This window comes from Caldanaerobacter subterraneus subsp. tengcongensis MB4 (assembly GCF_000007085.1).
Lineage (GTDB): Bacteria > Bacillota > Thermoanaerobacteria > Thermoanaerobacterales > Thermoanaerobacteraceae > Thermoanaerobacter > Thermoanaerobacter subterraneus.
In genome coordinates this window covers 1,752,176-1,764,645 of sequence record NC_003869.1, presented here as the reverse complement: position 1 = coordinate 1,764,645, position 12,470 = coordinate 1,752,176, and the positions used below count along the sequence as shown (strand labels likewise).

At 38.5% G+C, this 12,470-nt stretch carries 10 protein-coding genes; 7 read left to right on the top strand and 3 right to left on the bottom strand.

Annotated features, from left to right (window positions below):
* The first annotated feature begins 11 nt into the window (after positions 1–11).
* The 4 genes from pyk to rlmD all read left to right on the top strand — a co-directional run bounded on the left by pyk (position 12) and on the right by rlmD (position 5,871).
* Positions 12–1,763, top strand: a complete 1,752-nt coding sequence (gene pyk / locus TTE_RS08715; protein WP_009611282.1) for a pyruvate kinase — start codon at positions 12–14, stop codon at positions 1,761–1,763.
* Positions 1,764–1,796: 33 nt separating this feature from the next.
* The gene (locus TTE_RS08710; RefSeq protein WP_011026003.1) at positions 1,797–2,213 is read left to right on the top strand and encodes an acyl-CoA thioesterase; all 417 of its coding nucleotides are present in this window, start codon (positions 1,797–1,799) and stop codon (positions 2,211–2,213) included.
* A gap of 123 nt (positions 2,214–2,336) precedes the next feature.
* Positions 2,337–4,448 (top strand): glucan 1,4-alpha-glucosidase, encoded by a 2,112-nt coding sequence (locus TTE_RS08705; protein ID WP_011026002.1) that lies wholly within the window; start codon positions 2,337–2,339, stop codon positions 4,446–4,448.
* A gap of 64 nt (positions 4,449–4,512) precedes the next feature.
* Positions 4,513–5,871 carry a 23S rRNA (uracil(1939)-C(5))-methyltransferase RlmD gene (gene rlmD / locus TTE_RS08700; protein ID WP_011026001.1) on the top strand — a complete coding sequence of 453 codons (1,359 nt, stop codon included), beginning with the start codon at positions 4,513–4,515 and terminating at the stop codon, positions 5,869–5,871.
* A gap of 58 nt (positions 5,872–5,929) precedes the next feature.
* Here rlmD and TTE_RS08695 read toward each other — a convergent pair whose 3' ends face one another.
* Entirely contained in the window at positions 5,930–7,279 is a 1,350-nt protein-coding gene (locus tag TTE_RS08695) for an MATE family efflux transporter (protein WP_011026000.1), read from the bottom strand.
* A gap of 169 nt (positions 7,280–7,448) precedes the next feature.
* On the opposite strand from TTE_RS08695, the gene TTE_RS08690 reads away from it, so the two are divergent.
* Positions 7,449–8,351: a DUF1848 domain-containing protein gene (locus TTE_RS08690; protein WP_011025999.1), complete on the top strand. Its 903-nt coding sequence runs from the start codon at positions 7,449–7,451 to the stop codon at positions 8,349–8,351.
* Positions 8,352–8,409: 58 nt separating this feature from the next.
* Positions 8,410–9,186, top strand: coding sequence for an alpha/beta hydrolase (locus TTE_RS08685; protein WP_011025998.1), 777 nt, complete (start codon positions 8,410–8,412; stop codon positions 9,184–9,186).
* A 7-nt stretch (positions 9,187–9,193) separates the two neighbouring features.
* Here TTE_RS08685 and pepT read toward each other — a convergent pair whose 3' ends face one another.
* Both pepT and TTE_RS08675 read right to left on the bottom strand, forming a co-directional pair.
* Positions 9,194–10,423, bottom strand: coding sequence for a peptidase T (gene pepT / locus TTE_RS08680; protein WP_011025997.1), 1,230 nt, complete (start codon positions 10,421–10,423; stop codon positions 9,194–9,196).
* Positions 10,424–10,441: 18 nt separating this feature from the next.
* Positions 10,442–10,939, bottom strand: coding sequence for a nitroreductase family protein (locus TTE_RS08675; RefSeq protein WP_031313864.1), 498 nt, complete (start codon positions 10,937–10,939; stop codon positions 10,442–10,444).
* A gap of 147 nt (positions 10,940–11,086) precedes the next feature.
* Between TTE_RS08675 and TTE_RS08670 the strand changes: the two genes are divergently transcribed.
* Positions 11,087–12,442 (top strand): glucose-6-phosphate isomerase, encoded by a 1,356-nt coding sequence (locus tag TTE_RS08670; RefSeq protein ID WP_011025995.1) that lies wholly within the window; start codon positions 11,087–11,089, stop codon positions 12,440–12,442.
* The last annotated feature ends 28 nt before the right edge of the window (positions 12,443–12,470 follow it).

The window sequence follows — 12,470 nt, the reverse complement described above, 5'->3', positions numbered from 1 at the left end:
GGAGTGAAGTTATGAGGAGAACAAAAATAGTCTGTACAATTGGACCTGCTAGTGAGGACTACAATATACTGAGAAAGTTAATAGAAAAAGGAATGAATGTAGCAAGGCTTAATTTTTCCCATGGAGATTTTGAAGAGCACGGAGCGAGGATTGACAACATAAAAAAGATAAGGGAAGAATTAGGTCTTCCTGTAGCTATTTTGCTGGACACAAAAGGACCCGAGATTAGAACGGGAAAGTTTAAAAACGGCGGAGTAGAGTTAAAGGAAGGCCAGACTTTTACATTAACTACAAGGGATGTAATAGGAGATGAAACGGTAGTCAGTGTTTCCTACAAAGGTTTGCCTCAAGATGTTTCAAGAGGTACCCAAATTTTGATTGATGACGGATTGATCTCACTAAGGGTTGTGGATGTCAAAGGGGAAGACATAATCTGTGTAGTTGAAAATTCGGGATTTCTTGGAGACCACAAAGGAGTAAATGTTCCTGGAGTGAAATTGAATCTCCCGGCTTTGACACAAAAAGACATAGAAGATATAGAGTTTGGCATAAAGAAAGGTATTGACATGATAGCTGCTTCTTTTGTCAGGAAAGCGGCAGATGTGCTTGCTATAAGGAGGCTTCTTGAGGACAATAAAGCAGACCACATTCAGATAATTGCTAAAATAGAAAACCGCGAAGGAGTAGAAAATATAGACGAAATAATAAGGGTATCTGACGGGATAATGGTGGCCAGAGGAGATTTGGGCGTTGAGATACCTCTGGAGGAAATACCGATAGTGCAGAAGATGATAATAAAGAAGTGCAATGAAGCTGGAAAGCCAGTTATTACTGCAACCCAAATGCTGGATTCCATGATGAGAAATCCGCGTCCTACTCGTGCTGAAGTTACGGATGTTGCTAATGCTATTTTGGATGGAACGGATGCCATAATGCTGTCAGGTGAGACGGCCCAGGGCAAATATCCTGTCGAAGCTTTTGAGACAATGGCCAGGATTGCGGAAAAGACAGAGGTTTACGTCCAGTACAGAGATATAGTAGGTGTAGGTACAGAGAGAAATGTTTCCATTACTAATGCGATAAGCCATGCTACCTGCACGACTGCGAGAGATATAGGCGCTTCAGCTATCATAACCTGTACAAAATCAGGTTATACGGCTAGGATGGTTTCAAGGTATAGGCCTTCCTCTCCTATCATAGCTACTACTCCTAGCGAGCAGGTGGCAAGAAAGCTTTCCATCGTGTGGGGAGTATATCCTTTAGTGACAAAAGAAGTGTCAACCACAGACGAAATGATAGATGTTGCAATAGAAAGTGCGTTAAAAGCTGGGCTTATAAGGAATGGAGATATTGTGGTGATTTCTGCGGGAATACCTGTTGCCATGACTGGCACCACAAACATGCTCAAAGTTCACATAGTTGGAGATGTGATTTTAAGAGGTATTGGTATAGGTTCAAAATCTACTACTGGCACTGTGTGCATAATTCATGACATTGGCAAGGACAGAGACAAGTTTAGAGAAGGAGATATAATTGTTACAACCAAGACAGAGAGAGATTTTATGCCTCTTATTGAAAAAGCTTCTGCCATAATAACAGAAGAAGGCGGGCTCACCTCCCACGCTGCTATTGTTGGGCTTAACTTGGGGATCCCTGTGATTGTAGGGTGTGAAGGAGCTACTTCAAAACTTCAGGATGGGATGACAGTCACTGTTGACACCACGAGAGGACTGGTGTATAAAGGAATTGTAAACATAAAATGATTGGCTCTTTCTACTTTTTAAGGAGTGATTTGAATGCATATTTGGGATGCGGAGATAAGAGTCCGCTATGGTGAAACTGATAAAATGGGAGTAGTATACTATGCTAACTACCTTCACTGGTTTGAGATTGGGAGAACGGAGTTTTTTCGTTCTCTAGGCATGACTTACAGGGATTTAGAGGAAAGAGATATAATGCTTCCTGTGATTGAAGCTCATTGCAAGTATTTCTCTTCTGCTTTTTACGATGACCTCATAATAATAAGGACTCGCCTTGAATTTGTTACAGGAACGCGCATAAAGTTTTTGTATGAAGTAATAAGAAAAGAAGATGGAAAACTTCTGGCTCAAGGTTATACAGAGCATCCCTTCACTGACAGCACAAGAAAACCTATCAATTTGAAAAAAGTCATGCCCGAAGTGTATCAGATGCTTGTAGAATGCATCCAGTAAATAGAAGAACTAAGGTATATATTACATAAAATTGGATATAATAGTTTTAGAGGGTAACCGACTTTCTTTTCTTTTTTTATTTTTATAACAAACGTTTGCACAATTCTAAAGGGGAGGGAGAAAGTGTTGAAGAGGATTGGAATTTTGTTGATTTTTATAGTGATTGGAGTTTTTGTCCTTTCAGGGTGTTCTGATGTTTCATACGTGAAGGTTGAACATTTAGATAAAACCGAAGCTTCTCAAGGACCAGGGGAGAGAGATACATGGGCGACAGCTCAAAAACAGGGCATTGGCACTGCCAATAATGATGTATCGAAAGTATGGTTTACTTTAGCTCAGGGGGCCCTTTCTGAGATTTACTATCCTACCATTGACAGAGCCAACAGCAAGTTTTTAAAATTTATTGTTACTGATGGCAAAACTTTTGTGGCTGATGAGACAACTGACACTGTAAGCAAGGTAGAGAAGATTAACAACAGGTCTTTAGCTTACAGGCTAGTGAATATTGATAAAAGAGGAAGGTATAAAATTACAAAAGAGATATTTACTGACCCAAGAAGGAATTCTGTTGTCATGAAGGTGAGATTTGAAGCGTTAAAAGGGAAAATGGAAGATTATAAACTTTATCTTGTGTACGACCCTCATATTTCTAATCAAGGAGCGGATAATGAGGGGTATGTTGTAAAAGCGAATGGTGAATACGGATTTATGGCTTGTAGAAACAATGTGTATTCAGCCTTAATGACTGATGCGAAATGGGGGAGCTATTCTGTAGGATATAACGGTGTTAATGACCCTGTGAGCGATTTAAAGAAAAATAAGAAAATGACTTACAAGTTCGATAGGGCTAAAGGGAATATAATTGAGGGTATTGAGATTGATTTAAGAGACAAGACGGAATTTAAAACCGTTCTTTCCTTTGGAGAAAGTGAGGAAGAGGCGTTAAAGACGGCTCTTAGTACTTTAAAAGACAGTTACGACAGGATGCTTGGGATATATATAGCAGAATGGAATAAATACTGCGACGGGCTTAAAAACTTTGGTGGAGAGGCAGACGAGCTTTACTATACCAGTTTAATGTTTTTAAAGGCGAGTGAAGATAAAACCAACAAAGGAGCTTTTATTGCCTCCCTTTCAATTCCATGGGGAGAAGGACAGGGGGATGAGAATAAAGGAGGGTATCACTTAGTTTGGGCAAGAGATTTATACCACATCGCCAATGCTTTTATTGCAGCTAAAGATATAGATTCGGCTAATAGGGCTTTGGATTTTCTAGCTATGGTGGTAGAAAAAAATGGATTTATGCCTCAAAACACTTGGATAAACGGAGACCCTTACTGGAACGGGATTCAGATGGACGAACAGGCTGACCCGATAATCCTGGCATATCACCTTAAAAGATACGATTTGTATGAAAAATTGGTAAAACCCCTTGCTGATTTTATAGTAAGAGTAGGACCTAAGACAGGACAAGAGAGGTGGGAGGAAGCGGGAGGGTATTCTCCTGCCACTATGGCAGCTGAAGTTGCTGGACTTGTCTGTGCTGCTGATATTGCGAAGCAAAACAAAGATATGGAAAGGGCAAAGAAATATCTGGAGACAGCTGACAAATGGCAAGAGTTGATAGACAAACTCACTTATACTACGAAAGGACCTTATGGCAATGGGCAGTATTATATAAGAATTGCAGGTTTACCGGACCCGGATGCCGACTTTTTAATAAGCATTGCCAACGGAGGAGGAGTGTATGACCAGAAGGAGATTGTAGATCCAAGTTTTTTAGAGCTTGTAAGGTTAGGAGTAAAAGCTTATGATGACCCAAAGATATTGAATACTATTTCGGTAGTTGATAGCCTCCTTAAAGTAAATACTCCTAAAGGGCCTTCGTGGTACAGGTACAATCATGATGGCTATGGTGAACCCGCCAAAGGAGAACTTTATCATGGCAAAGGTAAAGGCAGATTATGGCCTCTTCTTACAGGAGAGAGAGGGATGTACGAAATTGCAGCAGGGAAAAAAGCAGATGACTATCTAGAGTATATGAGAAATTTTGCTAATGAAGGTTTTGTCTTGTCAGAGCAAATTTGGGAAGATACAGGACTTCCTACAGATTCTGCTTCTCCTCTCAATTGGGCTCATGCGGAATATGTGGTGCTTTTTGCATCTAACATAGAAGGGAAGGTAGTTGATATGCCACAAATTGTATACAAAAGGTATGTATTAGGGGAGAGATAAAACTCCCCCTATATTTTTTCTTTTTGCGATAGGTTATAATACTCTTTGGAGGAGGGAAGAAACCTTGAATAAAGTAAAAATAGGTGAAAAATACGAAGTAGATATCACTAGCATGGGACACGAGGGGGAGGGAGTTGGAAGAATCGATGGAATAGCTGTTTTTGTGAAAGGAGCCTTAAAGGGAGAAAGAGTTATTGTAGAGATAGAAGAGGTCCATAAAAATTATCTCAAAGGTTATACAGTAAAAATACTAGAAAAATCCCAGCATAGAGTAAATCCTCTTTGTCAGTATGCTGATAGATGTGGTGGTTGTTCTTTGCAACACTTAAGTTATAAAGGCCAACTTGAATACAAGACTCAGAAGGTAAAGGATAATCTAGAGAGGATAGGAAAGATTTATACAAAAGTTCACTATGCGATAGGAATGGAGAATCCATTGAATTACAGAAACAAAGGGCAATTTGTAGTAGGTGAAATAGGAAGAGAAAAGATAACGGGGTTTTACTCTTTCCATTCCCACGAGATTGTACCTGTAGATAATTGCTTGATACAGCATCCTTTGAGCAACAAGGTTGTAAGTGTAGTAAAAGAGTGGTTAAATGAATGTGACATAAGCGTTTATGACAGGAAAAAAGGCAAAGGACTAATAAGGCACGTGGTAGCTAAGGTCGCTTTTAAGACAGGGGAAGTTATGGCAATAATCGTCATAAATGGAGAAGATATACCTTGTAAGGAAGAACTGATAGAGGCCTTGAAAGAAAAAGTGCCAGGGCTTAAAAGTGTTATTTTGAATATTAATACCAGGCGAACTAAGATGATTTTAGGAAATAAGAATATTGTAATTTATGGGAAAAATACCATTGAGGATTTCATAAAAGATTTAAGATTTGAGATATCTCCACTTTCTTTTTTTCAGGTAAATCCTATTCAAACTGAAATTTTGTACGATAAAGCCATTGAATACGCTGGTTTGACGGGAAAAGAAGTGGTAATAGATGTTTATTCAGGAATAGGGACTATATCTTTGTTTGCAGCCAAGAAAGCCTCTTTTGTATATGGAATTGAGTCAGTAAAAGAGGCGGTAGAGGATGCAGAGAAAAATGCTCAAGTGAACGGAGTGAAAAATGTGAAGTTTATATGGGGGAAAGCGGAAAGAGAGATAGCCAAACTTTACAAAGAAGGAGTAAAGGCGGAAGTGGTCATAGTTGACCCGCCAAGAGATGGATGCGATAAGGAGGTTATAAGGGCTATTGTGGGTATAAACCCGAAAAGGATCGTGTACGTATCCTGCAATCCTTCTACTCTTGCCAGAGATTTAAGGTATTTAGAAGATGCGGGCTACAGGACAGTAGAGGTGCAGCCTGTTGACATGTTTCCCTATACTTATCATGTGGAAAGCGTGGCCTTAGTAGAAAGAATGTAGAAAATATATCAAACTTTAAAAGAAGTCGAAAAAAGTTTAAAAGAGCGGTAAAGGGGAGTTACCCTTTTACTGCTCTTTTTAGTTTGTTTATCTCTCTCTTGAAGAAGAGGTACATGGCAGTTCCTTCGAAAGACCACTGGAGAGCAGTTACAAACCAAACTGCTACGACTCCCCATTTAAGGATGTATATGACCACGTACATTAAAGGCAATCGAATCAGCCAGCTTGAGATTGTGGATATGATAAAAGGAATTTTTGTATTTCCACTTCCTTTTAAACCACCCCCGTACACCATTCCTAGAGCCATAAAGGGCTGTTCTATTGAAGCTACCATAAGGCATAAAGCTCCCACTGCTATTACTTCTGGATCGTTTATGAAGGCTCTCATTAAAAGTTTGGGTATTGTGAGAAAGAGTAAAGACATTGTTCCCATGATAGAGGCGGCAAATGTGGCAGAAATTCTCGTGTACCTAATAGCCCCTTCATAATTTTTTGCCCCCACCATTTGTCCTGCCATAGTGGTTGCAGCGACAGCAAATCCCCATCCTGGCATGAAGGAAATAGACTCTATAGTTGTAGCTATTTGATTTGCAGCAAAAGCCACTGTGCCCAGATGCATTATCATGAAAATAGATAAGAGCCTACTTATATCAAAAGCTGCTTCCTGAAGTGAGGCGGGGATAGAAAGTTTTATTATTTCTATGGCTAACTTATGATGATATTGTAAAACATCTCTAAAAGTTAGATTCAAGGTTTTCTGGATTATATAATACCATAAAACAAAGAAAAATCCTACTATATGGGCGATTGTCGTAGCAATAGCAGACCCTTTAACCCCTAGAGCAGGGAAGCCCAGCTTTCCAAAGATTAGAATCCAATCCAGTAGAATATTGAGTATCACTACAATAGCAGCAGCTGTCATGGGAGTCTTAGTGTTTCCTGTAGCTCTTAAAATGGCATTTAAAGTGCTCATCACCATGTTGAAGAATATCCCTACAGAAGCTATTTTCATAAAAACTTTTCCCAGCGCAAGGACGTTTCCACTTGCACCAGCTAAGATTAGTATTTTTTCTGCCAGTAGGAACATTAGAGAAGAAATTATAAAACTGCCTAGTATCCCTAAAAAGATTCCCTGACTGGCATACCTTTTTGCCTTTTCAAATTCCTGAGCTCCAATGCTTCGAGCAACATAAGAGGTAACTCCTATGGCTATTCCCATTGTTACAAATATTGCAGCGAAAGTGTATATTATTTCTGACGCTAGTCCTACAGCGCTAACGCTGTCTTTTCCGCCATACTGCCCCACCATCATGGTGTCTAGTACCCATACTACCATGTAAAGAAGCATTTCCCCTACAGCAGGTAAAGCCAAGTTGAGTATTTTTTTTACTTCTTTTTTGCTACTCATATAACACCCCCTAAAACTAGTACAAAGCAAGCTTTAACGCTGTTTTATGTATAGTTCAAAAATTACACTAACAGTATTATAACACATGTACTTTTATTGACATAATAAAACATCAGTGATAAAGTTAAAGTGCTGATAAAAAGCTTGAGTATGTGAGAAGAGGGAAAGTATGATAGTAAGTGCTAGCAGAAGGACTGATATACCAGCTTTTTATAGTGAATGGTTTTTTAAAAGACTTGAAGAAGGTTTTGTTATGGTAAGGAATCCTTTTAATTTTCACCAAGTGACAAAAGTTCCTCTGACAAAGAATTGGGTGGAGGGCTTTGTTTTTTGGACAAAAAATCCTGCGAGAATGATGAAAAAACTGCATCTCCTTGAGGAATATCCTTACTATTTTTTGTTTACTTTAAATCCATACGATAAGGCAATTGAAAGAAATGTCCCGGACAAAGATTTAGTTATAAAAATTTTTCAAAATCTTTCTAAAACAATAGGTCGAGAAAGAGTGATATGGCGCTATGACCCAATAATACTTACTCCGGAATTTGATATCAAATATCATGTAGATAGCTTTAAATGGCTAACCTCTCATTTAGCTGACTTTACGGAAAAGTGCATAATAAGCTTTGTAACTTTTTACCCTAAAATAGAAAAAAATTTAAGAAAAATAGGAGCACATCCCGTAAGTAGGGAGGAGAAGATAGAAGTCGCTTCAAAATTTTATGAAATAGCCAAGGAAAATGGAATTAAAATAGAAGTATGTGCTGAAGAGGAAGACCTTTCTCCTTTTGGAGTTTTTCCTGCAAAATGTGTGGATAAATTTCTCATTGAGAGAATATCGGGGAAAAAATTACAGGTTAAGAAAGATAAAAACCAGAGAAAATTTTGTGGATGCGATGAAAGTGTTGACATAGGAACTTATGATACATGCCTTCACGGATGCATATACTGTTATGCCAATTCAAGTAGAGAAGCGATAAGAAAAAATGTAAAAAATTTTGATATTAATTCTCCTCTTTTATGCAGTCACTTAGTGGAAGGAGATATAGTGAGGGAAAAGATAAGGGCTTAGTGGAAAAGTTTTCTTATATGTAGTATAATTAAAACAAGAAATTTTTGGGGGTGAGATTGTGCAGAAGGCTGTAGAGTTTACATATAATAGGAAAACCTTAAGGGGGATGTTGCATCTTCCTGAAGGAGTATCTGAAAAGGTTCCTATGGTAGTTATGTTTCACGGTTTTACAGGAAATAAAGTAGAGTCCCATTTTATTTTTGTTAAGATGTCAAGAGCTTTAGAAAAAGTGGGAATAGGAAGTGTGAGGTTTGACTTTTACGGTTCAGGCGAAAGCGACGGAGATTTTAGTGAAATGACCTTTAGCGGTGAATTAGAGGATGCACGACAGATTTTAGATTTCGTTAAAAGGCAGCCGACTACGGATGTAGAAAGAATAGGTCTTTTGGGACTCAGCATGGGAGGAGCTATAGCAGGAATAATAGCAAGAGAAAGAAAAGAGGATGTGAAAGCCTTAGTTTTATGGGCTCCCGCTTTTAATATGCCGGAACTCATAATGGGAGAAGGAGCTAGACAGTATGGGGCAATAATGGAAAGCTTGGGCTATGTAGATATAGGAGGGCTAAAACTTGACAGAGCTTTTGTGGAGGATATAGCGAAGTTTAATATTTTTGAGCTGTCAAGAGGTTATGAGGGGAAAGTGCTCATAGTCCACGGTACTAACGATGAAGCCGTTGAGTACAGGATCTCTGATAGAATACTTCAAGAAGTATATGGGGATAATGCTTTCCGCGTAACTATAGAAGGAGCGGACCATACTTTTAAAAACCTTGAATGGGAAAGAAAAGCGATAGAAGAATCTGTGAAGTTCTTTGAAAGAGAATTAAAGGGATAGCCTTTTGCTATCCCTTTTTCCCATAAAGTTCCACAATTTTTACTATCACTTCAACTGCTTTTTCCATGGCGTGGATCGGTATGAATTCATATTTGCCGTGGAAATTATGCCCTCCAGTGAACAAATTAGGGGTAGGAAGTCCCATAAAACTCAGTCGTGCTCCGTCAGTTCCTCCTCTTATTGGCACCACCTTTGGTTCAATGCCCAAAGACCTCATTGCTTCCATGGCAGTTTCTACTATGTGCATGTGCTTTTCTATAACTTCTCTCATGTTATAGTACTGGTCTTTAAGTTCCAGCTCTACTGTACCTTCTCCATATTTTTTATTTAGAGCTTCTACTATGCTTTTTATATACTCCTTTTTATCTGAAAAAGCCTGTTTGTCAAAATCTCTTATGATGTAATACATTGATGTTTCTTCTACAGTGCCTTGAAAGTTATTTAAGTGGTAGAAGCCCTGATATCCTTCTGTGTGTTCAGGTCTTTCTAGTTCTGGCAGCATGTTCTGAAGCTCTATTCCTATTAAAATGGAATTTTTCATTTTGCCTTTTGCAGTTCCAGGATGAACATTTCTGCCGTGTATCTTTATTTTAGCGCTAGCAGCATTGAAATTTTCGTACTCTATGGTGCCAAGTTCTCCTCCGTCTACAGTGTAGGCAAAATCGCAGGCGAATTTTTTTACGTTGAATTTGTCTACTCCTCTTCCAATTTCTTCGTCAGGAGTAAAGGCAATTTTTACATTGCCATGTTCTATTTCTGGGTGGTTTATTAAATACTCAATTGCAGTGATTATCTCTGCTATTCCAGCTTTGTCGTCAGCCCCCAAAAGGGTAGTGCCGTCTGTTGTTATCAAGGTCTTTCCTATGTAGTTTTTTAATTCAGGGAATTCACTTGTAGAGAGGATTATGCCTTTTTCTTTGTTTAGCACTATATCATTTCCGTCATAATTTTCAATTATTTGTGGTTTTACGTCTTTACCGCACATGTCAGGGCTTGTATCCATATGAGCTATAAAACCTATGGTAGGGATTTTTTTATCTGTGTTGGCAGAAAGCAGTGCTGTGACGTATCCATTTTCGTCTACCTCTACCTCAGATAGTCCTAATTCTTTTAATTCTTTTGCTAGTTCTCTTGCAAAGATAAGCTGTCCTTCTGTACTCGGGAAAGTGTTGGAATTTTCATCTGAAGTTGTGTGGTATTTTACATATTTCAAAAAACGTTCAACTACTTTTGACAATTTTAACCCCTCTTTCTCTTAAAATTTTTCCCAGTGTAAAACTTCAGAAAGGTCTTTTTTGTATTTGGGTTGTGGATCTTCAGCAGGGTAACCGAGCGATATTATTGATATCATGCGGAGATTATCAGGCACGTTTAAGTATTCATTTATTTCCTTTTCATAACTTCTATTATAACCCGCTACCCAACAGGACCCTATTCCGTAGGCTGTAGCTGCAAGCAGTATGTTTTGCGTAGCAGCGGAACCGTCTTCTAAATGATGCTTATTGTCTTTTTCGCAGTATACTATCACACAGGCTGCTGCGTTCTTAATAAAGTCTCCATAAGTTGCTTTTTCTGCTATGAATTTGAGCTTTTCTTTGTCTGTTATGACAATGAAGTGCCATGGCTGAGCATTGTTTCCACTAGGTGCAAGCCTTGCACAGTCTATGATATCTTCTAAAATTTCTTTTGGGATGGGTTTATCAATGTATTTTCTTACACTTCTTCTCTTTTTTAAAACTTCTAAAGCCTCCAACATTTTCACCTCCCAGATAATATTATATCCTATGAGGGGTAATTCTCAAAAAAGATTGTGAGAGGAATTAACTTTGCTAAACTTGTGCAATATAGTTTTATGGTATAAAATTATTATGTAAATAAAAGAAAATGGAGGTTTACATATATGAAAAAGCTGATAAGTTTTGATTATTCAAAAGCTTTGCCTTTTATTCACCCTCACGAGATTGAGTATATGGAAAAACATGCTAAATTATCTCTAGAGATGGTGTTGAAGGCAAATGCCCAAGGCAATGGCTTTTTGGGATGGGTAAATTTGCCTAGAGACTATGATAGGGCAGAGTTTGAAAGGATTAAAAAGGCAGCGCATAAAATTCAGTCCGATTCTGATGTCTTGGTAGTTATAGGGATAGGAGGTTCTTATTTAGGTGCTAGAGCTGCCATTGAGATGCTGTCCCACTCTTTCTATAACCTACTTCCAAAGGGTAAAAGAAACACGCCAGAAATATACTTTGCAGGCAATAGCATAAGTTCTACCTACTTAAAGGACCTTCTAGAGCTCATAGCGGACAAAGAAGTCTCTATAAATGTGATTTCAAAATCTGGCACGACAACAGAACCTGCAATAGCTTTTAGAGTATTCAGAGATTTTATGGAGAAAAAATACGGCAAAGATAAGGCCAGGTCTAGAATATATGTTACTACAGATAGAGAAAAAGGTGCTTTGAAAAAATTAGCTGATTCCGAAGGGTATGAGACTTTTGTGATACCTGATGATGTAGGGGGAAGGTATTCTGTACTCACCGCAGTAGGACTTTTGCCTATAGCAGTAGCGGGTATAAATATAGACGAAATGATGGAAGGAGCATATGAGGCTTCAACTGTATACACAAAGGAAGATTTAAGTGAGAATATAAGCATGCAGTATGCTATTTTGAGGAATATTCTTTACAGAAAAGGGAAAGCCATAGAGATACTGGTAAATTACGAACCAAGACTTCACTATTTTGCTGAATGGTGGAAACAGTTATTTGGCGAAAGCGAGGGAAAAGACCAAAAAGGGATTTACCCTGCTTCTGTAGATTTTACTACTGACCTTCATTCTATGGGACAGTTCATACAGGAAGGCAGCAGAAACATATTTGAGACTGTATTAAATGTGGAGAAACCTGCGAAAGATATCATCATAAACGAAGATAGAGACAACATAGATGGGCTTAACTTCCTGGCAGGGAAGACGATAGATTTTGTAAACAAAAAAGCTTTTGAGGGGACGCTTCTTGCTCATACAGACGGAGGAGTGCCCAATTTAGTGGTTAACATTCCAGAAATAACTCCTTTCTACTTTGGAAATTTAGTTTACTTCTTTGAAATGGCTTGTGCAATAAGCGGATATATAAATGGCGTTAATCCTTTTGACCAGCCGGGAGTAGAAGCTTATAAGAAAAACATGTTTGCACTTTTAGGAAGACCAGGATTTGAAAAAGAAAGGGAAGAACTAGAAAGGAGATTAAGAGGATAGTAAAAAGTCCGGGCATTCACCCGGACTT

Bases quoted from the DNA above. Each gene is read 5' to 3' on its own strand.
- TTE_RS08695 (WP_011026000.1), bottom strand. From the start codon at position 7,279: ATGAGTAGCAAAAAAGAAGTAAAAAAAATACTCAACTTGGCTTTACCT.
- pyk (WP_009611282.1), top strand. From the start codon at position 12: ATGAGGAGAACAAAAATAGTCTGTACAATTGGACCTGCTAGTGAGGAC.
- TTE_RS08670 (WP_011025995.1), top strand. From the start codon at position 11,087: ATGAAAAAGCTGATAAGTTTTGATTATTCAAAAGCTTTGCCTTTTATT.
- TTE_RS08690 (WP_011025999.1), top strand. From the start codon at position 7,449: ATGATAGTAAGTGCTAGCAGAAGGACTGATATACCAGCTTTTTATAGT.
- TTE_RS08710 (WP_011026003.1), top strand. From the start codon at position 1,797: ATGCATATTTGGGATGCGGAGATAAGAGTCCGCTATGGTGAAACTGAT.